Here is a 26,527-nt window from a genome sequence, read left to right on the forward strand (position 1 = left end):
CGCCGATGAAGCCCGTGTTCCCTTCCGGCCCGGTTACCCGATCCGCCCTCTACGCGATCGGGCTGCTGTCCGCCCTCAAGGCCCTGTCCTTGGTGCTGATGGCGCAGGCCGTGGCGGTGATGCTGGCAGGCCTGGCTTCCGGGTCCGGGGATTGGAACAGCGGAGTCATCTGGGGCGCCGTGGGAGCTGTCCTTCGCTCGCTGACGGTGTGGGGGCAGGGCATTGCCTCCCGCCGGGCCGCCTTGGGCGTCAAAGAGGAGCTGCGCGCCAGCCTGCTGCGGCGATCACTGGGAGACGGCGCCGCCTCGCCGGTGGAGGGAATGAACGACGGCGGCCTGGCGATCCTCACGACGCGGGGACTGGACGCCCTGGACGATTACTACACGCAATACCTGCCGGCGTTGGTGAACTGCGCAACGGTGCCTTTGTTGATCGGCGCCCGTATCCTGTTCGCCGACTGGGTCAGCGCACTGGTGATCGTCCTGACCGTGCCCCTGGTTCCACTGTTCATGGTGCTGATTGGCCGGCACACCGAGGACAGTGTCCGCGACGCGCAGACCACCCTGCGGAAACTGTCCGGGCACATTCTTGAACTCGCCAAAGGCCTGCCGGTCCTGGTGGGCCTGGGCCGCGCCAGTGAGCAACGCGCAGCCTTGGAGGATATCTCCGAGCAATACCGCAGCCGCACCATGGGAACCCTCCGCACAGCCTTCCTTTCGGCACTTGCCCTGGAACTTATAGCCACGATCTCCGTAGCCGTTGTGGCCGTGTTCATCGGTGTCAGGCTTGTGGCCGGGGACATGGCATTGGAAGCAGGCTTGTTGGCATTGATCCTTGCCCCCGACTGCTACCTGCCGCTCCGGGAACTGGGTACGGCCCACCACGCCAGCGACGACGGCCGTGCCGCTCTCGAAACCACCCAGGCCGTGCTGGAAGCACCCGCGCACCAGCGACTGCAGGAAACTCCCGCCCTTCCCGGGCCGGAAGACACCGTGGTGACCGATCTTTCGGTGACGTACAGCGGCAGGTCAGCGGCCGCCGTCGGACCCCTCAGCTTCATTGCAACCCAAGGCAGGATCACCGCGCTGGACGGGGACAGCGGGACCGGGAAGAGCACAGTCCTGGCTGTCCTGGCCGGGCTGGTCGGTCCGGGGGCGGGTACCGCAGTCACTGGGCACATCAGGGGAGCAGGACAAGGGACTGTGGCATGGGTGCCGCAGCATCCTGTCATGGCAGCGGAAACCGTCCAGCAGGAGATCGAGCTTTACCTGGAGGGATACACCGGCAACAGTGACGCAGCTGTGGCACGTGTCCTGAAACGGACCGCGGCGGACCATCTCGCCGACAAACACCCCGCTGAGCTGAGCCCCGGCGAACTGCGCCGTGTAGCCCTCGCCCGCGGGCTCGCGCGCGTGGAAGCCGGAGCCACCGTGCTGCTGCTCGACGAACCCACCGCACACCTGGACCACTACTCTGCCAGCGTCGTGCGAAACGCCATGGAATCACTCCGCGGTTCGGTCACGGTGATCCTGGTGGCCCACGACGCCGCCACCCGGGCGCTCGCCGACCACGTGGTGTCCGTGGGGCGCAAGCACCCCTTGCCGGCACCACGGGCGGGGGAGGGCCCCGTGCGCCCCGCCGTCGTTGGGAACCACGAGGAATCCATGCGTGGAACCGTCGCGGGTACTTCCGCACGGCCGGACGGCATCGTTCCGGCCATGCACCGGACCGGAAGCCTGCGACGCCTGCTGGGGGTCCTGAAGCCCGTCCGCTGGAAGTTCGCCGCCGCGGGTGCCGTAGCAGTCCTTGCCGCTTTGTTCGCCGTAGCCCTTTCAGGGTTGTCAGCATGGTTGATCATCAGGGCCAGCGAACAGCCGCCCATCCTCTACCTGCTCGGCGCAATAGTGGGGGTCCGGTTCTTCGGTATTGGCAGGGCAGTCCTGCGGTACTGCGAGCGCCTGCTGACCCACGACGCCGTTTTCGCTGCCATGACGCGCCTCCGGGGCGCACTGTGGGCAACACTGAGCCGGAGGGCGCTGTCCCTTCGCCGACTCCTTCAAGGCGGCAACGTCCTGGGGTCGGTGGTGGACGACGTCGACACCCTCCGCGACCTCCTGCCCCGCGTTGCACTGCCTCCGGTCACCGCAGTGGGAGTAAGCGCAGCAGCCATCATCGCCACTGCGCTGGTCATACCCGCAGCAGTTCCCGCCGTGGTGCTGGCGTCTGTCATCGGCCTGGCAATTGCTCCGTTCCTCGCCGTCCTGGCCGACAGGAACGCCGCAACATCAGAACAGCAGATGCGCTCCGTGGTACTGAAGGGAGTCGCTGCGGCATTGGACGCACGGGCAGACCTCGCTGCCAACGGAGTGGGTGAGCCCGTCCTTCGGGAGCTCCGCAACAAGGACCGCGCAGCCACCGTCTCCGCCCAGCGTTCGGCGTGGGCCGAGGGGCTCGGGCAAGCTGTGATCGTCCTGGCCTGCTCGCTGGCAGCCCTGTGGGCGGGTGTCCTCGGCGCTCCCTCTGTCGCCGACGGCTCCGCAGCACCCGAACTCGTAGCCGTGATCGTCCTGATGTTGCTGGCGCTGGTTGAACCCTTCGGGGGCATCGTCTCCTCGGTGCGCCAAGCCCCGGCGCTCGCAGCCGTCCTGGGCCGCGTTGCCGCGTCCGGGGCCCTGGACGCCGCATCCGGGACCGCTTCGGAAGACCCCGACGGCGGCCCGCGGCCACTGACTGAACGCGACGGCCAAGCGGGACTGGAATTGAGGGACGCGGCCGCAGCATGGCCCGGGGGTCCGAACGTGTTCGCTGGCCTCACGGTGGAAGCCGGACCCGGCCGCTGGCTCTCCGTGACAGGGCCTTCCGGGGCAGGAAAATCCACTCTCCTGTCGGTGCTGCTGGGCTTCCTGCCACTCACGCAGGGAACGGCGAAAATGACGGGGACGGCGGCCTGGTGCCCGCAGGAGGCGCACCTTTTCGATTCCACCATCCGTGGGAACCTCCTGCTGAGCCGGCCCGCGGCGGCGAAACCGACGGAGGCGGACATGCACAAGGCGCTGGCCGATGTTGGGCTGGACGTTTTGGTGGAGACCATGCCCGGCGGGCTCGACGCACGGATAGGACCCGAAGGGTCCTTCCTCAGCGGCGGCGAACGGCAGCGGCTCGCGATGGCAAGGACTTTGCTGACCGGTGCCTCCATTTTGCTTCTGGACGAGCCAACGGCGCACCTGGATGCCGGCGCAGCCCGCGAAATGATGGCGATCCTCCGGGCAGGACTCAAGGACGTCACGGTAGTCCTTGTCACCCACAATCCCGAGGATATCGATCCCTCGGACGCCCGCCTGGAGCTGGGCTCGTCGGTAGTTGCCGTGGGTCCTGCTGTAGGCCCCGGCGCGGGCGCGGCGGAGCTGGTGGGAAGGACTACCCCTCAGTAGCCTGTTGGCATGCCTTTCGAAGCAGCACGCCAAGCCATGCCCGACGCCGCCATGACAGGCCTCCATTGGCGGCCTGCCTCCATGGAGGACCTGGACAATTGGGCCGGACTGATCGCCAGGACAGCCGCCGTCGAACATCCTGCCTGGTACGAAAAGCAGGGGGACCTGATCCATGTCCTCGAGTCCAGCAGGAATCCTCCGCAGGCCAGTACGCTCCTGGGCCTCGACGCCGGCGGCGTGGCGCGGGCTTACGGGCGCATCACCAAGAACCCGGAGGGCGACAAAGCCACGGGAATGGCGTGCGTTGACCCGGGCTGGCAGCAGCGCGGCATAGGCTCCACCATCCTGCTGTGGCAGGAAGCGCAAGTACGCCAGCGCTTCCACGAGGACCAGGAGGCGGGGCACACGACGGCGCCGCCAAGGCTTCGCATCCGCACTGAAGAGCAACACGAACACCAAGCCGCTCTGCTGATGGGGCACGGCTATGGAGCGGTGCGCTGGTTCAATGAGATGCACCGGACGTTGGCAACTGAACTGCCACATGCTCCCCTGGGAAGCGGGCTCGAACTGCGGACGCTCGAACCACCCCTGTTCGAATCGGTGCGGCAGGCCCACAACGATGCTTTCCGTGACCATTGGGGGAGCGAACCCAGGGACAAGGAAGCATGGAGGTTCACTATCGAAGAACCCACCGCCAGGCATGATCTGAGCACCGTGGTGCTCGACCAGGCCACGGGTGACGTTGTGGGTTACCAACTGGCCAGCCACGACCCGGACGCGGCACGTGACCGCGGTTTCAAGGAGGGCTACACCGAACTCCTGGGGGTTCGACGAGCCTACCGGGGCAGGGGAATCGCCCAGGCCCTGCTGGCAGACGCCATGCGGCGATACTCGCTGGCCGGTATGGATGTCGCCTCCCTTGACGTTGACTCGGCCAACCCGACCGGCGCCTTGGAGCTCTATCTTGGCATGGGCTACGAGCCGGTCAACCGCAGCATGACGTGGGAGAAATGCTCTAGCCGTCCACGTCGTGCAGGTGGTGGACGACGTCATGCAGGAAGTACTGCGAGAACGTCAGCACGGTGAAGGCCGAGCCGTTGCTGCGCGTCCCTGTCCGCTCCCAGTCTTCCTCCCGGACCCGGGCAAAGGACTCGGCGATGGTGGCGCCCTCGGCTTCCAGTTCGTCGGCCACCGTCCGGGGGTCCGCGGAGCCGTACTCGCCGTCGATGGCGGCCTGGTCCTGGTTCCAATTGGCGAACTGTGCGTCGTCCTCGCTCAGCATCAGGTTCAACCGCTGGTCAAACAGGCTAAAAACATCGCGCACATGGCACGCATATTCCAAGGTGGACCACGTGTGGTCGTTGGGACGTACCGCAACGTCCTCGCGGCGCAGCACAGCCCTCCACCTCGGCAGCATGTTCAGGACGGTGCCCGGCACTGTCGACGGGGTCACCGTAGCGGGATCGAAACCGCACTCATTGCAGGGCTCTGAGAGCACCCAGGTCCAGTCTTTTTCATCAGGGATGATCGGCATGTCGCCAGTCTAAGCTGAACCGCGCGGACGTCCCGGCCAAAAGCAAAAAACGGGGTCGGTTTCCAATTACTTCCCGTCACGGCCAGGAGTAAAGTTCGTTCCGGGAGGAGAGCCGGAAAGAGAGAATCATGCTCAAAGATCAGCAAGTGGCTGCCGTTTTACCGGCGCAGGATCTGAAGCGGGCCCGCGGGTTCTACAGTGAGAAACTCGGACTCGAGCCAGAGAATCCGGACGCGGATGACAACCTCCAGTACAGGTGCGGTGATGGCACCGGGTTCCTTCTGTACGAGACCCCGAACGCGGGGACCGCACGGAATACCCAAATGGGTTGGATGGTCGATGACGTCGCAGCCACCGTCGAGGAGCTGCGCGGGAAGGGAGTGGCCTTCGAAGACTACGACTTCCCTGGCCTCAAGACGGAAAACGGCATCGCCACCATGCCCGACGGAAGCGCCGCCGCGTGGTTCCTGGACACCGAGGGGAACATACTGAGCCTGAACCAAATGGGTGGAAACGGTTAGCTTGGCAGATAAATGAGGGCCGGCGGTTAGTCACCGCCGGCCCTTGTTTATGCCTCTGTGCTGCCTTCTTCCGGCCAAGCCATGCTCGGCCCGATTGCTTCCACAGGCTGTGACAACGGAACTCCCGAACCGTCCCGGCGCCCATGTTCGTGGGGCAGTGCCCTGGCCACACCGGCAGCGGAGGACGCCTTGGCCGGGCCATGGCCAGCCCAGGCCAGCAGCAGCGTGTCTTCACCCTTGAGGAAGCGGTGGACACGGACGCCGCCGGTGGCGCGGCCCTTCGCGGGATACTCTTCGAACGCCGTCACCTTGGCAGTTCCCGGTGCCGTTCCGGGAAGGGCGCCAGTAGTGCCGGCAATGGTCACCACGACGGCGGCAGGATCGTTGGCGCGCACAGTACCGAAGTGGATGACCTGGTCGCCCGGTGCGAGCTTGATACCTGCCATGCCCCCTGCCGTCCTTCCCTGCGGGCGGACGTTGGAGGCACTGAACCGCAGCAATTGGGCTTGCCTGGTCACGAAGACGAGATCGACGTCGTCCTCCTGCGCAGGCTCCACGGCAAGTACCGAGTCTTTTTCCTTCAGCGCGATGATTTCCCAATCCTCGCGGTTAAGCGGGTAATCGGGCTGTACGCGCTTGACGACGCCCTGGACCGTTCCGATCGCAAGGACGGAGTCCAAGGGCACAAACGCAACCAAGGTCTCGCCCTTGGTCAAGGTGATGAAGTCCTTTGCCGGTACGCCCCCCGCCAGGTTGGGCAGGCCGGAGACCGGCGGCAGGGCAGGCATGTCCATCACCTGCAGCCGGAGCATCCGGCCCTGGGAAGTGACGGCACCTATTTCACCGCGGGCGGTGGTCTTCACGACCGAACGGAACACATCGTGCTTCGCCCGTGGTCCGGCCTCCGCCAACGGTTCCTGGTTGGAAGTCCTGGCGATCTGGCCGGAGACACTGAGCAAAGCCCAGCAGGGGTCATCCGGGATCTCCAGTGGAAGTGCCGCGCCCTTGCCCTTGGGTCCCGGTGCCGTGGCCGCGAGTGCGGCGGCCACTGTGGGCGAGACAGCTTCGGATTCAAGGAGTACGGTGCGCCGGGGAGTGCCGTACTTCTCGGCGATCACTCCGAGCTCGCCGGACACAAGGTCCCTGAGCAGCTCGTCGGAGGCGAGGATAGCCTCGAGTGCTTCGATTTCGCGGCGCAGTTCGTCCTGTTCCTTCTCCAGTTCCAGCCGTGAGTACTTGGTCAGCTGACGCAGGCGAAGTTCCAGGATGTAGTTCGCCTGGATTTCGGTGAGGTCGTAGATGGACATCAGCCGCTCGCGCGCAGCCGAGGCCTCGTCGGAGGAACGGATGATCTGGATGACCTCGTCGATGTCCACGATCGCGATCAACAGGCCCTCCACCAGGTGGAGGCGGTCCTTCTTCTTGCCCAGGCGGAACGAGGTCCGGCGGCGCACCACATTCAGGCGGTGCTCAACGTACACCTGGAGCAACTGCAGCAGGCCAAGCGTCTGCGGCTGGCCGTCCACCAGGGTCACATTGTTGATGCCGAAGGAATCTTCCATGGGCGAATAGCGGTACAGCTGCTGGAGGACGGCGTTGGGGTTGAAGCCGTTCTTCAACTCGATGACCAGGCGGAGCCCATGGTTCCGGTCCGTCAGGTCCACCACATCGCTGATACCAGTCAACTTCTTGGCGTTGACGGCGTCCTTGATCTTCTCGATGACCTTTTCCGGGCCCACCATGTACGGGAGCTCGGTGACCACAAGCCCGGTGCGGCGGGCGGAGAGCTGTTCCACTTCCACCTTGGCGCGGGTCTTGAAGGAACCCCGCCCCGTTGCGTAGGCGTCACGGATTCCGTCCAGGCCCACGATCCGGCCGCCCGTGGGGAGGTCAGGTCCGGGGACGAAACGCATGATGTCCTCGAGCGTGGCATCGGGATTGGCAATCAGGTGACGCGCAGCGGCGATGACCTCCACCAGGTTGTGGGGAGCCATGTTGGTGGCCATGCCTACAGCGATACCGGTGGTGCCGTTGACCAGCAGGTTGGGGAACGCTGCCGGGAGGACGTCCGGCTGCGTCAACTGGTTGTCGTAGTTGGGGACGAAGTCCACCACGTCTTCGTCGAGGTGGTCGGTCATGGTCAGCGCAGCGGCCGCGAGCCGGGCCTCCGTGTAACGCGGGGCGGCTGGACCGTCGTCGAGCGAGCCGAAGTTGCCGTGACCATCGATCAGCGGCAGGCGCAGGGAAAAGTCCTGTGCCATGCGCACCATGGCGTCGTAGATCGCTGCGTCGCCGTGCGGGTGGAGCTTGCCCATGACTTCGCCCACCACGCGTGCGCTCTTGACGTGCCCGCGGTCAGGGCGCAAACCCATGTCCGCCATCATGTACAGGATGCGCCGTTGAACAGGCTTCAATCCGTCGCGTGCGTCAGGGAGGGCGCGCGAATAAATCACCGAGTAGGCATACTCCAGGAAGGAGCCTTCCATCTCGGAAGTGACGTCGATATCGACGATGTTCTCGGTGAAATCGCCGAGGGGCTCGCCTTTGCGTGCGGGAGTTTGGCTGCGGGCCATGTGGTTGGTGGATCCTTGAAAGTCGTACTGCGGATGTTTTAGCTAGGCTAAGCCTATGGTGGATCAGCCCGGCGTCGGCATTTATCCGGAATATTGGGAGGCCGATGTCGTCCTGCGCGACGGCGGTACGGCGCATCTGCGGCCGATACGCCCCGAGGACGCCGATGCCCTGCAGGCATTTCACGCCGGCCAGTCCCAGGCGTCCATCTACATGCGGTTCTTTTCCTTCAAGCCCAGGCTCTCCGGCAAGGAAGTGCGGCGGTTCACCGAAGTGGACCACATCAACCGGGTGGCATTCGTGATCACCATCGGTGGCGAAATCATGGGCATTGGCCGGTACGACCGGCTGGACGATCCGGCCGAAGCCGAAGTCGCCTTCAACATTTCCGACGCACACCAGGGCCGGGGCATTGGCTCGATCCTCCTGGAACACCTGGCCGTAGCCGCCCGCGAAAACGGCATCCGCCGCTTCACCGCCGAGGTCCTCCCGGACAACCGGAAGATGCTCATGGTGTTCGCGGACGCCGGCTACGACCTGAAGAGGCAATTCGACGACGGCGTGGTCAGCGTCGAATTCAACATCGACCCCACGGAGAAATCCCGCGCCGTCATGGAGGCCCGTGAGCACCGCGCCGAGGCGCGCAGCGTGCGCGACCTTTTGTCGCCGTCGTCGGTTGCAGTTATTGGTGCCAGCCGCAAGTGGGGGACGGTGGGCTACCAGCTGCTTGAACACATCATCGAAGGGGGCTTCACGGGGCCGGTATACGCCGTTAACCCGGAAGCGCTGGAACTGGCCGGCATGATGTCCTATGCCAAGTTGTCCGAGATCCCCGACCCGGTGCAGTTGGCCATCATCGCCGTTCCCTATGACGAGGTACCCAAGGTGGTGGACGACTGCGCCGCAGCGGGCGTGAAGGGCATTGTGGTGGCAACGGCCGGCTATGCCGATGACGGTGAGCGCGGGCTCCTCCGCCAGCACGAGTTGGTCCGGCGCGCCCGGGCCAATGGCATGCGCGTCATCGGTCCGGAGTCCCTGGGGATCCTGAACACCCACCCGTCCGTGTCGCTGAACGCTTCCATGGCCCCGACCATGCCGCCCAGGGGCAGCCTGGGCTTGTTCAGCCAATCGGCAGCGGTCGGAGTGGCGGTCTACGCTGCCGCGAGCCGCCGCCGGCTCGGGTTGTCCTCCTTCCTCTCCGCCGGCAACCGCGCGGACGTTTCGGGCAACGACGCCATGCAATATTGGGAAGACGACGCCGATACCTCCGCTGTGGGCCTCTACCTTGAATCGATCGGCAACCCCCGCAAGTTCTCCCGCCTGGCACGGCGCCTGTCCCGCAGCAAACCGGTCATCGTGGCCAAGTCCGACGTCACCGGGCTCAGCTTGCCGCCGGGCCACGAGGTCCGGACCACGCAGGCCCCGGGAGCGGCGGTGGACGCCATGATGCGGCAGGCGGGCGTCATACGCGTCGAGACCATCGAGCAGCTCATGGACATCGCCCAGATTGTGTCCACGCAGGCGCTGCCCAAAGGTCCGGGACTTGCTGTGTATTCGAATTCCGTGGCGCTCGGCAAAGTGGTGGCCGACACCGCGGTTCCGCTCGGACTGGACGTCAACCGCCTGGTGACCGACGTCGATCTTGACGCCGGCATGTCGCTGGCGTTGCCGGCCCTGCGGGCCAGCCTCCAGGAGAGCTTGGCTGACGAGTCCGTCCACGCAGTGGTCGCAGCCCTCCTCCCGGCCCGTGGCCTCACAGTGGAGGCCTTGGCGGGGGTGCTGGCCGAATGCAGCGCCGAGGCAGGCAAGCCGGTGGTGGCGGCCTTCACGGGGATCCTGGATTTTTCGGTCCATGTGGAGGGCATGGTGGGCTTGTCGGGGAAACCGGCGCTGCCGTGCTTCTCCAATGCCGGCGCCGCCGTCGCTGCCTTGGCGGCTATCGTCCGGTATGCGCAATGGCGTGACCGTGACCAGGGGCTTTTCGTCGAACCTGTTGGCTGCGACGTGGATGGCACGCGCGAGACCCTCGCAGCGATGCTCGCCGGAGTGACCGGCGAGAAACTGCGGAAGCTCGACGCCGGTGCGGCCGCGGCGTTGCTGGGCGGCTACGGCATCAAGGTGGTCCCCACCTTCGGTTTCGGTACGCCGGACGAGGCCGTAGCCGCAGCAGACAAGGCCGGATGGCCTGTGGTCCTGAAGACCACGGATCCAGCCCTGCGGCATCGGCTGGACCTGGGCGGCGTCCGGCTTGACATCCAGGACCCTGAATCGCTGCGGCAAAACATTGCCCAGATGCGTCGCGCGCTCGAACCCTACGGCTCACCGGCGCTGGAAGTGCAGGCCATGGCACCGGTGGGGCAGGCGTGCACTTTCCGTGCCATGGAAGACCCCCTGCTTGGCCCGGTGCTCTCCTTTGGACTGGCCGGTGATGCCGTGAACCTGCTGGACGATTGGGCACACAGGGTCCCACCTCTTTCCGCGGCGGACCTGCATGACGTGATCCGTTCACCACGCGCGTCCCGGAAACTCTTCGGTTACCAGGGGCTGCCGGCAGTGGACGTTGAAGCGTTGGAGGACGTTGCCGCCCGCCTGGCCAAGCTCAAGGACGACCACCCGGGCATTGCGCTGGTTGAGTTCAATCCGGTGCTGGCCGGGCCGTCAGGGGCCACGATCCTGGCTGCCGATGTGTGGATAGGCAACGCGGCCCAGCGCACGGACAGTGCCCGGCGGGCCATGCGGGGTTAGCCACAGGGACGGCCATCGCGGTTAGGAAGTCACCCGGCGATCTGTGAAAATGGGGGTATGAGCACCCAGTCTCCGACGCCTCAATCCCGCCCGTCCACCACCGGGAACCCTGCCGCGCACAACCACGCCACGCAGGGACAAAGCCTGGACCAGGCGTTGCAGCAGGCGGGGTTCTATCCGCGGTTGGTGGCCGACGTCGTTGATGACGCCCTGGACGGCCGTGAGTGCCTGTCCCATCTGGTTCACCTGGAAACTCACTTCGACCGGGCCGAGGTCCGCCGCCACATCACCGTCCTGGTGCTGACCGAGGACATGCTGGTCATCACGCATGTTGACGATCAGCAACTGGACGAAGCGGGGGAGCAGATCGTAGCCCAGATCTCCACCGAGTCCGTGCCCGTAGCCCAGATCCGCTCTGTGGTCCTCAGTTACATGTACTCCCAGCCGCAGAACTACAAGTCCTCGGACCCCGTCCGTGAACTGACCGTCTCCATTGCCTGGTCAGGCGGACAAAGGCTCGACATGGGACCCGCCAGCTGCGGGGATCCACAGTGCGAGGCTGATCACGGCTACAGCGGAACCATCGCCCAGGAGGACATCGTCCTGCGCATCAGCGCCGAAGCCGATGGCCTGCAGGCAGTCCAGGACGCCAAGCTCTTTGCCCGTGCCCTGCGCGCAGTGAACACCGGCAACCCTGCTCCCGTCCAGCACGCCACCATCCCCGCTCCGAGGCCCCGTTCAGGGGTCTTCAGCAACCGCTTGAGCCGCGGACACCAGCGTTGAGCGAAACGGCACAGACAGGCCGATCCATCGACATTCCCGCACCCCCCTTGTTCGGGACCAAGTCGATAGCCGAGGTTCTCACCAGTTCCGCCGCTGCGCTTGGCTTGCCGGGCTTCACCAACCAGCTTCAATTGCCGGCCTCACAGCGGGTCTGCGTCGTCCTCGCCGACGGATTGGGCCGGAGCCTGTTGAAGCAGAAGGCCTCCCACACTCCCTTTCTCCGGTCCGTCATTGCCGGGGGCCAGCGCAATGTCCCGCAATGGATCGACTCCGCGTTCCCCAGTACCACGGCGGCCTCCCTGGCGAGCCTTGGTACAGGGTTGCCCGCGGGTCAGCACGGGATGGTGGGCTACGACGTCCTTGACCCCGCACAGGACAAAGTGGTCAATCTCCTGGGCAATTGGGATGCCCAGGTGGATCCGGGGCAGTGGCAGCCCAACCCCACCGTTTTTGAGCGCTTGGCGTCCGAGCTGGACGTCGTGACCGTCAGCCTGCCACAGTTTGGCAATTCTCCCATGACCCAGGCGGCACTCCGTGGCAGCCGCTTCGTGGGCGGCACCACCCTGCATGCCCGGACTGCCGCCGCGGCGGAAGCCATGGCCGGAGGTGGAAAGTCGTTGATGTACTTCTACCTCAACGAGCTCGACAAGGCCGGACACCGCTATGGTTGCCAGTCGGACCGCTGGGAGCATCAGCTCGAAGAACTCGACTCCACCGTGAAAAGGCTCTCCGCAACTCTTCCTGCAGGTACCACCATCCTGCTCACCGGTGACCACGGCATGCTGGACGTTCCCGAATCCCAACGGATCGACTACTCTGCCGACGAGTCGCTGGTGGCTGGTGTCCGGCACACAGCCGGTGAACCCCGCATGGTGCATCTCTACCTCGAACCCGACGCCACCGAAGCCCACCGGGACGCGCTCCTTGCCGCCTGGCGGAAGCGGTTTGGCGAGCGTATCTGGGCTTTCACCAGGGAACAGGCAGTGGATGCCGGTTTGTTCGGTGCAGTGCGTCCGGACGTCGCTCCCCGCATCGGTGATGTGATGATCGCGGCCCGCGACACCCTGGCCCTGTACGACACCAGCAGAGTCCGCCCCGCGTCCCTTGAAGTCGTAGGCCAGCATGGATCGCTGACCAAAACGGAGCGGGAAGTGCCACTGCTGTGCTTTACCGCCGCCGGCAGGAAGGGCAAGCGTGGCTGAGCTGGTCTTCTTCTCGGGAACCATGGACTGTGGAAAGTCAACGCTCGCACTGCAAATGGATCACAACCACCGCGCACGCGGCCGGGGCGGCATTCGCTTCAGCTGCAATGACCGTGCCGGCGACTCCACGATTTCCAGCCGCCTGGGACTGCGTACCGATGCCGTGGAGGTGGAAAGCGGTACGGATTTTTGGGACGAAGTGGTGGTCCGGCGTACCAGCGGACTCCGCGTCGACTATCTCATCTGTGACGAGGCGCAGTTCTACTCACCCTCCCAGGTTGAGCAACTGGCGCGCGTTGTTGACGAGATGGATGTGGACGTTTTCGCTTTCGGAATCACGTCCGACTTCCGCACCCGCTTGTTTCCCGGTTCACAGCGGCTCATAGAGCTTGCCGACAAAGTGCAGGTCCTGCAGGTCGAAGCGTTGTGCTGGTGCGGCCGCCGGGCAACCCAAAACGCACGCACCGTGAACGGGATCATGGTGGTCGAAGGTGAGCAGGTGATGGTGGGTGACGTTGCTGCCGCTGACGATGCACCTTTCGCGGGCGTCGTGGGCTACGAAACCTTGTGCCGCCGCCACTACATGCGGCGCGTCACAGCGCACGGTGCCAACCTGATGGCGGGAGGGGACCAGCCGCTTCCGTTCGACGTCGACGCCTGCCTGTGGCCCGGGGCCGGGGAGCTTCCGCGGCCGTAGGCGCCTGCGGAGTCAGTCTCCCCGGGCTCCAAAGACGATCTCGTCCCAACTCGGGATGCTGGACCTCTTGGGTCGTGACGGCTGGCGTTCAGCAGGAGCCTCAACGTCCTTGCCGCCCTCACGGTCCTTGGCGTCGTCAGCCGGTGCCGGCTGCACAAGGCTGCCTTCCGCCTCATCGCCGGTGGACCCCTCATCGCTCCTTGAAGCGGCCTGGGTGCTGCCGCCCAACAGTTCGTACAGCCCAGCGGGCTTGCGTGCCGTCAAGGACGTGACAGGGCGCAGGGGACTGGCCACAACCGTGATCTCACGGGTGTCAGTGCTGACGCCCTGGTGGAGCTTCAGGACATCGTCGTCATCCTCGGAACCAGCATGCCGTGGCGCCAGGCTCAGACGGGAAAGCATGGAAGGGCGGCCGTCCTTGCGGGCAGGTTCTTCCGGGGTTGCAGGGACCGGTTCAGGGGAATCTTCGGCGGCTTCTGCGAGGACTTCCTCAACTTCTTCGCCTGGCCGCGGGTGGGCCGCCGGAACATTGCTCAGGAGGACTGCGAGGGCGTCATCGCCGTCTTCGTCCACGCCCAACCGCTGCCCACGGCGTGAGCGGAGCATCTCCAGCAGGCTGTCTGATTCCTTGGCGGAGGCACGCGCTGCGGAATCGGCGTCGTTCTCAAAATCGAAGGGCCGGTCCGAAACCGCGGCCAGGCGCCGGGCAGGAACCGGTCCGTCCAGGGGCTCGAGCTCGCTGAGCTGCTGGGCCCAACGGTTGGCGTTCTGGAGTGACTTGCGTTGGGGGCTGAAGGTCCACATGGCGGGCGGCTCTTCGCCGATGTTTCCGTGGGTTCCAGGGACCGTTTCAAAACGCGCGACGACGGTCCAGGATCCGTCCGGACGGCGCCAGGAGTCCCATTCGACCGTGGCCGAGTCAATGCCGTGGGCGGACAGCCGGTGATCCACCATGTCGCCAAGGGTGGCCGGTTGGTCGCCAAAAACCGAGCGGTACATGTCGTGACCGGGGGCGGGCGAAGCGACTTCGATTCCGCGTGCCTGGCGGACCACGTACTCACGCTCGGCAAGGACGGGGCCTTCGTAACGCTGTACGTTCGCCAGGGGGAGCCCGGAGAGTTCGGCGACCTCCGCTGCCGTGGCCCCGCTCCGGATCCTGGCCTGGATATCCCGGGGGGACATGGCAATGGGGGTATTCGAGGCCCGCGCCGCTACCTGGGCAGGGGTCCGGCTCGCCGCGGCCCGGAGGGCCTCGTCGATCGGAAGCTGGAACATCGCCCCACCGGGGCCGCTGAGCAGGAGATGCCCGCCGTCGTCGTGGACTCCTACCAGTCGTAGATCCTGCATAACACCCTCCACCACATGGCATAACTGACATTCGAAACTCTGCCACCCGTCACGCTCTTTTCCTACTAGGACAAAGGGCGTGCCGTGATATTCCCTTGAATCGGCCCCGGCGAAGAGGTTGGCCCAAGGCCGGACCTCTGGACATTCAGTGGTGGGGGGAGGAAAATCTGCCCGATATCGGGCACAAAACCCAGGCGTCCGGCGTTGCATCGTTACCGGCGGCGGGGACTGATCCGCCCGACCGGGAACCCAACCGGAGCAGGTACGGAGGATGAAGCAGGACCATGGCAACGGATTATGATGCCCCTCGCAAGACCGAGGAAGACGCCAGCGAGGACTCCCTTGAGGAGCTCAAGACGCGCCAGTCAGGGAAGCAATCCTCAGCGGTCGACGTCGACGAGGCCGAGCTCGCCGATGGCTTCGAGCTCCCGGGAGCCGATCTGTCGGGGGAAGAGCTCCTGATTCAGGTCATGCCTCCCCAGGCTGACGAATTTACGTGCTTCAACTGCTTCCTGGTCAAGCACAGGTCGCAAATTGCCGCAGAACGGGGCGGCCACCTTTACTGCACGGAGTGCGAAAGCTGAGGGGCCGGCCGCCCGTTTCTCAGGACTGGCGCGCCGTGAGGGCAGAAACCAGTTCCTCCGGCCTGCGGGACGAGGCGAGCCAGTAGGGGGTGCGGTCTGCGGGATCCGTGATCTCGATCTTGACCACGGGGTCGATCCAGCCGCGGAAGCACATGTACGCCAGGCCGTTGAGCCGCGGGCCGCGTTCCGCCGTCGCTTCGCCCTTCCTGAAGGCCTCTACGGTGCCGACGAACCTGCGGTCGATGCTTGCCCGGCCTACGCGCACGGTGTCCGCGGTAACGGTGATGGTGGGGGTCGAGAGCACCAGCATCACGGTCATGATGGCCAGGAGTGCGATCGCTGCGATGATTCCGGTCGCCACGCTGATGGGGCCGAACATGAGAAGGCCTGCGCTGGAAAGGCCAACAACGACAATCCAGATCCACGGTGACGGCCACAGCTTTTCGCTGTACAGGACCCCGGAAGATGAGGGGGTGTTCCGGGCAGGCACGGGTGAAGACTGGTCAGGCGTAGGCATGGGACCAGCTTATCGGGCGATCGACTCCCAGCGGGTTCACAGGCAACGGTGGCCATGGACGGGGAGCTTCCCGCGGGGCCCGGTCCCCGTAGAATGGACGACTGTGAGCAACGAGACCGCAGTATTCAGTTCAGACGCCGCCTCCGTCAACGCGGACAGCGGCAACACCGCCCCTTCCTACGGCGCCCCCACTTTGGAGGTGCAGCTTAAAATGCTCGACGCCGGGTTGGAAGCACCCTCGTACGCCCACCCCGGAGACGCGGGAGCCGACCTGCGGTCCCGCGAGGACGTGCACTTGGCCCCCGGTGAGCGGAAGCTTGTGCCGACGGGCGTGTCCATTGCGCTGCCGGACGGATTCGTGGCCCTTATCCACCCGCGCTCGGGCCTCGCCACCAAGCACGGACTGACAGTCGTTAACGCTCCTGGAACGGTGGACGCGGGCTACCGCGGCGAAATCGCCGTGACCCTGCTCAATACCGACCAGAACCACGCCATCGACCTCAAGCGCGGCGATAGAATTGCACAAATGGTGATTCAACGCGTCGAATATGCGCGGTTCGTGGCTGTCGACCAGCTCTCTGATTCCGTTCGGGGTACCGGCGGTTTCGGATCCACCGGCGGCTTCAACGCACCGACCACCCCTGCAAACCACTGACCCTGGCAAGCGCTGGCATCTGAATCCCGCCGCATTGCAGTTGTTTTACGTGGTTGCGGTTTACTTGGGGATAGACCACTACTAAGGAGAAAACCCCATGCTTTTTGGGCGCGGCAAGAAGTCCAAGGACGAGCAAGCGGAATCCGCTGCCGCCGTCGATGAATCCGGTACGGCAGAAGAAAGCGCGGAGCCTGGCACCCCCGGCGACTTCCGGCTCGGCAAGGGTCCATTGGATATCGATGAAATCGAGGACCGTGACGGTTATGTGGACCTGGGCGCGTTGCTGATCGCCCCTGCCGAAGGGCTGCAGCTGCGGCTCGAGGTGGAAGAAGCCACCCAGCGCGTCGTCGCCGTCACCATGGACCTTGCCGGGTCCAGCCTGCAGCTCCAGGCTTTTGCCGCCCCGCGGTCAGAGGGCCTGTGGGATGAAATCCGTGAGCAGATCACCCAATCCGTCGTCAGCCAGGGCGGCGAAACCGAGGAGATCTCCGGTGCGTTCGGCACGGAACTGGTCGCGAAGCTTCCGGCGCAAGCCACTGACGGCAGCCACGGGTTCCGGGCGGCCCGTTTCATGGGAGTCGACGGACCCCGCTGGTTCCTCCGGGGAGTGCTCGGGGGAGAAGCGGCCCTGGACCGCGACGCAGCGGCTGGCCTTGAAGAGCTTTTCCGGCGTGTTGTCGTAGTCCGGGGCGACAACCCTATGCCCCCACGTGAGTTGCTGCAGCTTCGCCTGCCCAAGGACGCAACCGCTGCCGGGCAGCCCGGGGCTCCGCAGGGCGCACCCGGCCTGCAGCAACCCGAACGTGGTCCGGAGATTACCCAGATTGGCTGACAGGCCCACCCGAAACGGGTTTGCAGATCGATCGCCGCTGGGGGAGGGCGTACGGGACCTGCCCACCCGCGGCAGGGCAACCTGTACGGGTTACATCGAGTCGGTTACGCACCAGCCACCCAGCGAACAGCCCTTCTTCTCGGCAGTGGTCGTGGACGCACTGGAACATGGAAGCGAGTCCTTGCTCCTGTCCAAGGGCGCCCGGAGGCCGTTTGACCGACTCCGGGTCATTTGGTTGGGCAGGACGCGTGTTCCCGGGATCGAGGCCGGTGTACGGCTTCGCCTGAACGGCATGGTGACCCAGCTCGACGGCCTGCCGGCAATGTTCAATCCACGCTACGAAATTCTCTCCCGTCAGGAGCACCTATGACCGTGGCCAACGGTTCAGAGCCAAAGGACAACGCAGGGGCGACGCCGCGCGGCGATGAAACGCCGGCCTTGACCCCCGACAACCGGCCCAGCATGTCCGACCTCGCTGCAGGCTACGCGGGAAAAGCGGGCCTCCAGCGAAACAGTGCGGGCCACGTGGACATGCTCAAGTCCGCCGGAGGAATCCAAGGGATCGCCGAGAGCATTCTGCCCGGACTGGTCTTCCTGGTGGTGTTCACCATCACGCGGGACCTGGGTCCTTCCCTCATCGCCGCCCTGGCGTCGGCAGCGATTTTCACCGTGGTTCGGCTGGTTCAACGGCGCCCCCTGACGCAGGCCGTTGCCGGCATCGTCGGCGTCGGTATTTCGGCCTGGCTGGCCAACACCACCGGCAAAGCTGAAGACTTCTACGTTCTTGGTTTCTTCACCAACATCGCCTACATTGCGGCCATGATGGTGTCGATCGCCATCAAGTGGCCGGTGGCTGGCCTGCTCTTCGGCTTCGTGCGCAACGAGGGCCTGGACTGGCGCAAGGACCCGGAACGGCTTCGTGCCTACAAACTGGGAACCTGGATCGTGGCAGCAGTGCTGGCACTGCGCCTCGTGGTCCAGGTGCCCCTCTACTTCATGGGCGAAGCAGGCCTGACGGCATTGGCCACCACCCGGCTCCTGATGGGTGCGCCGCTGTATATCCTCGGCCTTTGGGTAGCCTGGCTGGTCACCAAGCCGGCAACTCAGCCGTCGAAGCCGTCGTCGTCGGCGGACTGATCCAGCACGCCGTTGCCGTCCTGGCCGCCGAGCTCCGAGCCCGGTGACAGGAGGGCGCGCAGGCCATCCTCCGCAGCGATGGTGGTGACGAAGAACAGTTCGTCGCCGCCGTCAAGGACGTCGTCGCGGGTGGGTGTGATGGGGGCCTGGTCGCGCAGGATGGCCACCAAAGTGGAGTCATCCGGCCAGTCGATGTCGCCCACGGTGCTTCCAATGACGTGGGAGTCATGCGGAACGGTGAACTCGACGATTGACGCAACGCCGGTCTGGAGGGTCAGCAGGCGCACGATGTCGCCGATCTCCACCGCTTCTTCCACCAGTGCGGTCATCAGTTGCGGGGTGTTCACTGCGACGTCGACGCCCCAGGAATCGTTGAACATCCAGTCGTTCTTCGGGTTGTTAACCCGTCCCACTGTGCGCCCGACGCCGAATTCGGTCTTGGCGAGCAAGGAGACCACCAGGTTCACTTTGTCGTCACCCGTGGCGGAAACCACGACGTCGGCATCCTCCAGTTTGGCGTCCTGCAACGTGCTGAGTTCGCAAGCATCACCCACCAGCCAACGCGCACCCCGGAGCCCGCTGCGGCCGATAACCTCGGGCTTGAGGTCAATGAGCAGGATCTGGTGCTTGTGGGACAGGAGCTCACGGGCAATGGATGAGCCGACGCTGCCTGCGCCAACAATGACAACTTTCACTAAGACTCCTTGGCGGGTGCTTTGGCGAGGATCCGGGTGATCTCGGATGTTCGGTCCAGGCTCACCATGGCGTGGACGGTGTCGCCTTCCTGGTAAGCCGTACCTGGGTGGGGGAGGAGGCCTTCGCCAAAGCGCGTCAGGAAGGCGATGCGGATTCCCGAAGCGGCCTCGATGGAGGACAGGCTGTGTCCGATCCAGGCCTCGTGCAGGTCCACTTCGGCCAGGATGAGCCGGCCGGAAGGTTCGCGGTAGTCGCCGGCCAAGTGCTGCTCGGGAAGTATCCTGCGCAACACCTGGTCCGCGCTCCAGCGCACGGCAGCAACGGTGGGGATGCCCAGCCGCTGGTAGATTTCGGCGCGGCCGGGATCGTAGATACGTGCCACGACGTGGGCCACATGGAACGTCTCCCTGGCCACCCGGGTAGCCAGGATGTTCGAGTTGTCGCCGCTGGAAACCGCTGCGAAAGCGTACGCGTCTTCCACGCCCGCCTGCTTGAGGGTGTCCCGGTCGAAGCCAACGCCGGTGACCTTCCGGCCGCCGAAAGTGTGGCGCAACCGGCGGAAGGCCCGCTCATCCTGATCGATGATGGCCACTGAGTGGCCGGCATCCTCCAAAGTATGTGCCAGGGTTGCGCCAACACGCCCGCAACCCATGATCACGAAGTGAGCCACCATGTCTCCTTATGTGTGTTGTCCGTGCCGCTCGGTATGACTTTACCGCCGAGACGGGGCTAAGCCCGCTACGACCGTCATGACATCCCTGGGGATTCAGAGTAGCTTTGCGGAGTGCTGACAATTTTGAATGCCGCGAAGCGGGTGTTGGTGGGCAGGCCGGTCCGGAACGATCGACTGTCCCACACCTTGTTGCCCAAACGCATTGCTTTGCCGATCTTCGCCTCGGACGCCTTGTCCTCGGTGGCTTACGCCCCGGATGAAATCCTGCTGACGCTGGCCCTTGCCGGGGTCAGCGCAGTAGCGTTTTCCCCGCTGGTGGGCCTCGCCGTCATGGTGGTCTTGCTCACAGTGGTGGCGTCCTACCGCCAAAATGTCCACGCTTACCCTTCAGGTGGCGGCGACTACGAAATCGCCAACGTCAACCTTGGCAAGTATGCGGGACTGACGGTGGCTTCGGCGCTGCTGGTGGACTATGTCCTGACCGTGGCGGTGTCTATGTCATCCGCCGCCGCCTATGTCACCACCGCCATCCCCTCGTTGCACGGCCAGCAAGCCCTCATCGCGACCGTGGGCGTGGTCATCCTGGCGTTGGTCAACCTGCGGGGAATCAAGGAAGCCGGCTCGGTTTTCGCCGTCCCCACCTATATCTTCATGGCCTCAATCCTGGGCATGACAGCCGTGGGCATTTTCCAGTTTGTTACCGGGCAGCTGGGAGAAGCGCAGTCAGCGAACTTCACCATCGTCCCGCAATCCGGCTTTGACGAAGGCCTGGTGGGCCTGGCCGGAGCATTCCTCCTGCTGAGGGCGTTTTCCTCGGGCGCCGCAGCCTTGACCGGCGTCGAGGCCATCAGCAACGGCGTGCCCAACTTCCAGAAGCCCAAGAGCAAGAACGCAGCCACTACCTTGCTGCTGCTCGGTGCCATCGCGGCGGCGATGCTCGCCGGCATCCTTTTCCTGGCCAACGCCACCAAGGTCCACATTGTGTTGGACCCCGCCACCGAGTTCCTGGTTGATGGCAAGCCGCTGCCGGAGGGATACATCCAGAATCCCGCCATCAGCCAGATCGCGGACACCATTTTTGGTGCAGGCTCCATTCCGTTCTACATCGTGGTTGCTGCCACCGGTGTGATCCTGGTTTTCGCCTCCAACACGGCATTCAACGGGTTCCCCGTACTGGGCTCCATCCTGGCCCAGGACGGCTATCTTCCCCGCCAGCTCCGGACCCGCGGCGACAGGCTCGCGTTCAGCAACGGTGTCCTGGCCCTGGCTGCCGGAGCGCTGGTGCTGATTCTTTCCTTCAACGCAGATGTCACCAAGCTGATCCAGCTGTATATCGTCGGGGTCTTCATCTCCTTCACTGCCAGCCAGCTTGGCATGATCCGGCACTGGGGGCGCGAGCTCAAACTTGCCCGAGACAAGGCCATCCGCCGCCGTATCATCAAGTCCCGCACCATTAACATGGTGGGCTTCGGCATGACGGGTTTGGTGCTGGTGATCGTCCTGATCACCAAATTCGAACAGGGCGCCTGGATCGCGCTGCTCGCCATGTTCATCCTGTTCCTGATCATGTGGAGCATCAGGGCCCACTATGACAATGTGGCCAAGGAACTCGCGGTGGACGAAGACTCCTCACCACGGGCGCTTCCCACCAGGGTGCACGCTGTCCTCCTCGTCTCGCATGTGCGCAAGCCGGTGCTGCGCGCATTGGCGTACGCCCGCGCGTCACGGCCATCGCGCCTGGACGCCATCACCGTTGACATCAACTCCGAGGAGACGGAACACACGGTCCGGGACTGGGAAAAGCTTGAAATTCCGGTTCCACTGACCGTTCTCGCGAGCCCCTACCGTGAAACCGTGACCCCCATCATGGACTACATCAAGAACATGCGCCGCGATTCGCCCCGGGACCTGATCGTGGTCTACATCCCGGAGTACGTCGTGGGTAAATGGTGGGAACAACTGGTCCATAACCAGACAGCACTCAGAATCAAGACGCGGCTCCACTTTGAACCCGGAGTCATGGTTGCCAGCGTTCCGTGGCAGCTGAAGTCGTCCGAAGAAGCAAAGGCACTGCAGGATACCTAAATGACGTCCCACAGCAATTCCCCGCATGACCAGGACAGCAAGGAACAGGCAGGGCCCGGACCTGAACTCGTGGTGGACGTGGGCCCCATCGCCCACGGCGGCCACTTCATTGCGCGCCACGAAGGTCGTGTCATCTTTGTCCGCCACGGGATCCCCGGCGAGAAAGTCCGGGTCCGGCTGACCGACTCCGGCGACTCGTCGCGCTTCTGGCGCGCCGACGTCGTCGAGGTCCTGGAGGCTTCGCCGGACCGCGTTCCGCACTTCTGGAAGCCGGCCGATTCCCTGGGTTCCTGGCGACGGGGCGGTCCTCCCGTGGGTGGCGCCGAACTGGGCCATATATCGCTTCCGCGGCAGCGCGCACTTAAATCGGAGGTGCTGGCCGAACAGCTCAAGCGGCTGGCCGGTATGGACATCACCACCGAGGTGGAGGCGGTCGGCCGGAACGACGACGGCGGACTCGGCTGGCGTACGCGCGCCGGCTTTGCGGTGACCTCCAAAGGACGGTTGGGCATGCATGCGCACCGCTCCGATGTGGTGGTCCCCGTCAAGGAGATGCCGCTGGCTCTTCACGGAATTAACGAACTCCGGCTGTGGGATGTGGACTTGTCAGGCATCGCCCGCGTCGAAGTCGCGGTGCCTGCCAACGGGTCGCGGCCCCTGATCCTCCTTGCCCCGGAGGAGGGAACTGGTCCCAAGCGGCTGCACAGCATCATTTCGCAGTTGCCCCACGACGTCTCGGTCGCCAGTTTCGATCCCGGCAAGGGCGATGTCCTGCAGTTGCGGGGGCGGACGTGGGTGCAGGAAAGCGCGGCAGGTCACGAGTACCGGGTATCCGGCGAGGGTTTCTGGCAGATCCACAAGGACGCTCCGGAGACCCTGGTAGGTGCTGTGACGGACTTCCTCTCCGGCGGGGGATACCTGCAACCTGGCTCCACCGTTGCAGACCTCTATGCCGGTGCAGGGCTGTTTACCGCCCCGCTGGCCGACGCCGTCGGGGTCACCGGATCGGTACTCTCGGTGGAAGGATCGCCCGGAACAAGCCGCGACGCCCGAAAGAACCTGCATGGCCAACCGCAGGTGGAGATCGTCCAGGGGCGGGTAGAGCGGGTGCTGCACAAGCGTCCACGCAGTTTCGATTCCCTGGTGCTGGATCCGCCCCGCGCCGGAGCCGGCAAAGCCGTGGTCAAGCAACTCATGGCCTCCGGACCCCGTGCGATCGCCTATGTGTCCTGCGATCCAGCCTCCTTTGCGCGTGATCTGGGTTACTTCCAGCAGGGTGGGTGGCGGCTCGAGTCGTTGCGGGCCTTCGACCTCTATCCCAACACCCACCACCTGGAGACCGTGGGACTTATCGTTCCTGCACAGTAAGCCCGGATGCCGCCCGCCTGCTGGATCAGTGCGGGCGGAACCGGCTTTGTCCGGGCACCTGCCCCTGGCGGGATTTATGCCACTACGATGGGCTTAGTAGTCCCGCTCCGCTGGAAACACGGCGGCGGACCGGGATGACCAACAATGATGCCGCCCGGCTAAGTAAGGTCCGCCTAACTGGCTAGCGGCCAACCACGCGACAAAGATGAAACTGTTGCGAGAGGAGTCCTGCCATGAGCACTGTGGACAGCTTCGGTTCCAAAGGCGTACTGAATGTAGCCGGCACCGATTATGAAATTTTCCGGTTGAACTCCGTAGAGGGCGCTGACAGCCTTCCGTTCAGCCTTAAGGTATTGCTTGAAAACCTCCTGCGGACTGAGGATGGGGCCAACATTACGGCCGACCATGTCCGCGCCCTGGCCGGTTGGGATCCCAATGCGGAGCCCGACACGGAAATCCAGTTCACCCCGGCACGAGTCATCATGCAGGACTTCACCGGTGTTCCCTGCATCGTCGACCTCGCCACCATGCGCGAAGCCGTCAAGGAGCTCGGTGGGGATCCGAAGCGCGTCAACCCGCTGGCGCCCGCAGAAATGGTCATCGACCACTCCGTCCAGATCGACGCCTTCGGTAACTCCGGCGCACTGGAGCGCAACATGGAGATCGAATACCAGCGCAATGGTGAGCGCTACCAGTTCCTTCGCTGGGGCCAGACCGCCTTCAACGACTTCAAGGTCGTTCCCCCTGGAACCGGCATCGTCCACCAGGTCAACATCGAGTACTTGGCACGCACCGTCATGACCCGTGAGGTCGACGGAGTCCTCCGCGCCTACCCCGACACCTGCGTCGGTACGGACTCGCACACCACCATGGTCAACGGCCTGGGCATCCTGGGCTGGGGCGTTGGCGGCATCGAAGCCGAGGCAGCGATGCTCGGCCAGCCCGTCTCCATGCTGATTCCCCGCGTTGTAGGCTTCAAGCTCAACGGCAGCATCCCCGCAGGCGCCACCGCTACTGACGTCGTCCTGACCATCACCGAAATGCTGCGCAAGCACGGCGTCGTGGGCAAGTTCGTCGAGTTCTACGGCGAAGGCGTCGCAGCTGTGCCGTTGGCCAACCGCGCCACCATTGGCAACATGAGCCCGGAATTCGGTTCCACGGCTGCCATGTTCCCGATCGACGACGTCACTCTGGACTACCTGCGCCTGACCGGCCGCTCAGAAGAGAACGTCGCGCTCGTGGAGGCATACGCCAAGGAACAGGGCCTCTGGCACGATCCTTCCCGCGAACTCCGTTTCTCCGAGTTCCTCGAGCTGGACCTGTCCACCGTGGTTCCGTCCATCTCGGGCCCCAAGCGTCCCCAGGACCGCATCGAGCTTACGGATGCCAAGGAACAGTTCCGCAAGGACATCCACAACTACGTCGCCATCGAGGACGGCAGTGTTGACGAGTCCTTGGACGAGTCCTTCCCGGCATCGGACGCACCGTCGTTTACGCACGCCGATTCGCACACCACGGAGACGGCGCGCGTAGCGTCCGCCGCCAACGGTGCCCACGGCCGTCCGTCCTCACCCGTCAAGGTCACCACCGCAGACGGCCGCGAGTTCGAACTGGACCACGGTGCGGTGTCGATCGCTTCGATCACATCCTGCACCAACACGTCCAACCCTTCCGTCATGCTTGCGGCTGCCCTCCTGGCCCGCAACGCCGTGGACAAGGGCCTGACGTCCAAGCCGTGGGTAAAGACCTCCGTTGCCCCGGGCTCGAAGGTCGTCACGGACTACTACGAGAAGTCCGGCCTCACGCCGTACCTGGAGAAGCTCGGCTTCTACATCGTTGGTTATGGCTGCGCTACCTGCATCGGTAACTCCGGCCCGCTGGAGCCGGAAATCTCCGAAGCCATCCAGGCCAACGACCTCTCCGTTACGGCAGTGCTCTCGGGCAACCGCAACTTCGAAGGCCGTATCAACCCGGACGTAAAGATGAACTACCTGGCTTCGCCGCCGCTGGTCATCGCCTATGCCCTGGCCGGTTCCATGGACTTCGACTTCGACACCGATTCCCTGGGTACCGACTCCGAGGGCAACGAGGTCTTCCTCAAGGACATCTGGCCGAACCCCACCGAGGTGCAGGAAGTCATCGACTCCTCCATCGACGAGGCCATGTTCGCCAAGGGTTACGAAGGCGTCTTCGACGGCGACGACCGTTGGAAGGCACTGGACACCCCTGCCGGTGACACCTTCGCCTGGGCCGAGGACTCCACGTACGTGCGGAAGCCCCCATACTTCGAGGGCATGAAGGCTCAGCCGGATCCCGTCCAGGACATCTCGGGCGCCCGCGTGCTCCTGAAGCTTGGCGACTCCGTCACCACGGACCACATCTCCCCGGCCGGCTCCTTCAAGTCGGACACCCCGGCTGGTCAGTACCTGCTGGCCAACGGCGTGGAGCGCAAGGACTTCAACTCCTACGGCTCACGCCGTGGCAACCACGAGGTCATGATCCGCGGTACGTTCGCCAACATCCGCATCAAGAACCAGCTCCTGGACGGTGTTGAGGGTGGGTTCACCCGCGACTTCAGCCAGGAAGGCGCGCCGCAGGCCTACGTCTACGACGCAGCCCAGAACTACCAGGCAGCCGGCATTCCGCTGGTAGTGCTGGCAGGTAAGGAATATGGCTCCGGTTCGTCCCGCGACTGGGCAGCCAAGGGTACCGCGCTCCTGGGTGTCAAGGCTGTCATCGCCGAAAGCTACGAGCGCATCCACCGTTCCAACCTGATCGGTATGGGTGTCCTCCCGCTCCAGTTCCCCGCTGGCGAGTCGGCAGCAACGCTGGGCCTGACCGGTACGGAAACGTTCGCCGTCGAAGGCGTCACCGAGCTGAACAACGGCACCACGCCGAAGACGCTCAAGGTGACGGCCACGGCTGAAGATGGTTCCGCCAAGTCCTTCGATGCCGTACTGCGTATCGATACCCCGGGCGAAGCGGACTACTACCGCAACGGAGGCATCCTGCAGTACGTCCTCCGCCAGATCTCCGCATAAGGAACACGCTGGTTTCCAGCTGATTCCGAGTGCCAGACAGCCCCGGCCGGTCGCCTGACCAGCCGGGGCTGTTGGCGTCCGGAACACACCCGTCCGCGAGCCGCCTGC

At 64.7% G+C, this 26,527-nt stretch carries 21 protein-coding genes; 15 read left to right on the forward strand and 6 right to left on the reverse strand.

What is annotated here, in order from left to right; all coding sequences use genetic code 11:
• Positions 1 to 5 precede the first annotated feature (5 nt).
• The gene (gene cydD, locus ACNQOP_RS18545; protein ID WP_416405395.1) at positions 6 to 3,431 is read left to right on the forward strand and encodes a thiol reductant ABC exporter subunit CydD; all 3,426 of its coding nucleotides are present in this window, start codon (positions 6 to 8) and stop codon (positions 3,429 to 3,431) included.
• Between the two features lie 9 nt (positions 3,432 to 3,440).
• Positions 3,441 to 4,517: a GNAT family N-acetyltransferase gene (locus tag ACNQOP_RS18550; RefSeq protein WP_416405396.1), complete on the forward strand. Its 1,077-nt coding sequence runs from the start codon at positions 3,441 to 3,443 to the stop codon at positions 4,515 to 4,517.
• Here ACNQOP_RS18550 and ACNQOP_RS18555 read toward each other — a convergent pair.
• Complete coding sequence (locus ACNQOP_RS18555) at positions 4,447 to 4,965, reverse strand: DinB family protein (protein WP_257368392.1); 519 nt, start codon at positions 4,963 to 4,965, stop codon at positions 4,447 to 4,449. The genes ACNQOP_RS18550 and ACNQOP_RS18555 overlap by 71 nt on opposite strands.
• Positions 4,966 to 5,093: 128 nt before the next feature.
• Between ACNQOP_RS18555 and ACNQOP_RS18560 the strand changes: the two genes are divergently transcribed.
• Positions 5,094 to 5,486, forward strand: coding sequence for a VOC family protein (locus ACNQOP_RS18560; protein ID WP_257368390.1), 393 nt, complete (start codon positions 5,094 to 5,096; stop codon positions 5,484 to 5,486).
• Between the two features lie 47 nt (positions 5,487 to 5,533).
• Here ACNQOP_RS18560 and ACNQOP_RS18565 read toward each other — a convergent pair whose 3' ends face one another.
• A complete protein-coding gene (locus tag ACNQOP_RS18565) occupies positions 5,534 to 8,059 on the reverse strand; it encodes a DNA gyrase/topoisomerase IV subunit A (RefSeq protein WP_257368389.1) in 2,526 nt (841 codons plus the stop codon).
• Between the two features lie 55 nt (positions 8,060 to 8,114).
• Here ACNQOP_RS18565 and ACNQOP_RS18570 point away from each other — a divergent pair, with 55 nt between their 5' ends.
• From ACNQOP_RS18570 to ACNQOP_RS18585, 4 genes are read left to right on the forward strand one after another with little or no spacing between them, the layout of a single operon-like run.
• Positions 8,115 to 10,802: a GNAT family N-acetyltransferase gene (locus ACNQOP_RS18570; protein WP_416405397.1), complete on the forward strand. Its 2,688-nt coding sequence runs from the start codon at positions 8,115 to 8,117 to the stop codon at positions 10,800 to 10,802.
• A gap of 57 nt (positions 10,803 to 10,859) precedes the next feature.
• Positions 10,860 to 11,585 (forward strand): DUF5998 family protein, encoded by a 726-nt coding sequence (locus ACNQOP_RS18575; protein WP_235520489.1) that lies wholly within the window; start codon positions 10,860 to 10,862, stop codon positions 11,583 to 11,585.
• On the forward strand, positions 11,582 to 12,787 hold the full coding sequence (locus tag ACNQOP_RS18580; RefSeq protein WP_416405398.1) for an alkaline phosphatase family protein: 1,206 nt from the start codon (positions 11,582 to 11,584) through the stop codon (positions 12,785 to 12,787). Before ACNQOP_RS18575 ends, ACNQOP_RS18580 begins: the two co-directional genes overlap by 4 nt.
• Positions 12,780 to 13,484: a thymidine kinase gene (locus tag ACNQOP_RS18585; RefSeq protein WP_284987286.1), complete on the forward strand. Its 705-nt coding sequence runs from the start codon at positions 12,780 to 12,782 to the stop codon at positions 13,482 to 13,484. The genes ACNQOP_RS18580 and ACNQOP_RS18585 overlap by 8 nt, the downstream gene beginning before the upstream one ends.
• A 12-nt stretch (positions 13,485 to 13,496) precedes the next feature.
• On the opposite strand, the gene sepH is transcribed toward ACNQOP_RS18585, so the two are convergent.
• Entirely contained in the window at positions 13,497 to 14,831 is a 1,335-nt protein-coding gene (gene sepH, locus ACNQOP_RS18590; protein ID WP_416405399.1) for a septation protein SepH, read from the reverse strand.
• 284 nt (positions 14,832 to 15,115) lie between these two features.
• On the opposite strand from sepH, the gene ACNQOP_RS18595 reads away from it, so the two are divergent.
• Positions 15,116 to 15,415, forward strand: coding sequence for a DUF4193 domain-containing protein (locus ACNQOP_RS18595; protein ID WP_235520493.1), 300 nt, complete (start codon positions 15,116 to 15,118; stop codon positions 15,413 to 15,415).
• Between the two features lie 19 nt (positions 15,416 to 15,434).
• On the opposite strand, the gene ACNQOP_RS18600 is transcribed toward ACNQOP_RS18595, so the two are convergent.
• A complete protein-coding gene (locus tag ACNQOP_RS18600; RefSeq protein WP_257368382.1) occupies positions 15,435 to 15,932 on the reverse strand; it encodes a DUF3093 domain-containing protein in 498 nt (165 codons plus the stop codon).
• Positions 15,933 to 16,035: 103 nt separating this feature from the next.
• Here ACNQOP_RS18600 and dut point away from each other — a divergent pair, with 103 nt between their 5' ends.
• From dut to ACNQOP_RS18620, 4 genes are all read left to right on the forward strand, one after another.
• On the forward strand, positions 16,036 to 16,587 hold the full coding sequence (gene dut / locus ACNQOP_RS18605) for a dUTP diphosphatase (protein WP_257368380.1): 552 nt from the start codon (positions 16,036 to 16,038) through the stop codon (positions 16,585 to 16,587).
• A gap of 97 nt (positions 16,588 to 16,684) precedes the next feature.
• Complete coding sequence (locus tag ACNQOP_RS18610) at positions 16,685 to 17,419, forward strand: DUF3710 domain-containing protein (protein WP_416405400.1); 735 nt, start codon at positions 16,685 to 16,687, stop codon at positions 17,417 to 17,419.
• On the forward strand, positions 17,412 to 17,789 hold the full coding sequence (locus ACNQOP_RS18615; RefSeq protein WP_416405401.1) for a hypothetical protein: 378 nt from the start codon (positions 17,412 to 17,414) through the stop codon (positions 17,787 to 17,789). The genes ACNQOP_RS18610 and ACNQOP_RS18615 overlap by 8 nt, the downstream gene beginning before the upstream one ends.
• On the forward strand, positions 17,786 to 18,556 hold the full coding sequence (locus ACNQOP_RS18620) for a DUF3159 domain-containing protein (protein WP_416405402.1): 771 nt from the start codon (positions 17,786 to 17,788) through the stop codon (positions 18,554 to 18,556). The genes ACNQOP_RS18615 and ACNQOP_RS18620 overlap by 4 nt, the downstream gene beginning before the upstream one ends.
• Here the strand turns inward: ACNQOP_RS18620 and ACNQOP_RS18625 are convergent.
• Complete coding sequence (locus tag ACNQOP_RS18625) at positions 18,523 to 19,251, reverse strand: potassium channel family protein (RefSeq protein WP_257368375.1); 729 nt, start codon at positions 19,249 to 19,251, stop codon at positions 18,523 to 18,525. The two genes, ACNQOP_RS18620 and ACNQOP_RS18625, sit on opposite strands and share 34 nt — an antisense overlap.
• Positions 19,251 to 19,922 (reverse strand): potassium channel family protein, encoded by a 672-nt coding sequence (locus ACNQOP_RS18630; RefSeq protein ID WP_235520547.1) that lies wholly within the window; start codon positions 19,920 to 19,922, stop codon positions 19,251 to 19,253. The genes ACNQOP_RS18625 and ACNQOP_RS18630 overlap by 1 nt, the downstream gene beginning before the upstream one ends.
• A gap of 114 nt (positions 19,923 to 20,036) precedes the next feature.
• Between ACNQOP_RS18630 and ACNQOP_RS18635 the strand changes: the two genes are divergently transcribed.
• The 3 genes from ACNQOP_RS18635 to acnA all read left to right on the forward strand — a co-directional run bounded on the left by ACNQOP_RS18635 (position 20,037) and on the right by acnA (position 26,419).
• Positions 20,037 to 22,010, forward strand: coding sequence for an APC family permease (locus ACNQOP_RS18635; protein ID WP_416405403.1), 1,974 nt, complete (start codon positions 20,037 to 20,039; stop codon positions 22,008 to 22,010).
• A complete protein-coding gene (locus ACNQOP_RS18640; RefSeq protein ID WP_416405404.1) occupies positions 22,011 to 23,378 on the forward strand; it encodes a class I SAM-dependent RNA methyltransferase in 1,368 nt (455 codons plus the stop codon). It begins immediately after the preceding gene.
• A 233-nt stretch (positions 23,379 to 23,611) separates the two neighbouring features.
• Positions 23,612 to 26,419, forward strand: a complete 2,808-nt coding sequence (gene acnA, locus ACNQOP_RS18645) for an aconitate hydratase AcnA (protein WP_284987290.1) — start codon at positions 23,612 to 23,614, stop codon at positions 26,417 to 26,419.
• Positions 26,420 to 26,527 lie beyond the last annotated feature (108 nt).

The sequence above is a fragment of the Arthrobacter sp. LFS091 genome (assembly GCF_047977885.1).
Taxonomy (GTDB): Bacteria; Actinomycetota; Actinomycetes; order Actinomycetales; family Micrococcaceae; genus Arthrobacter.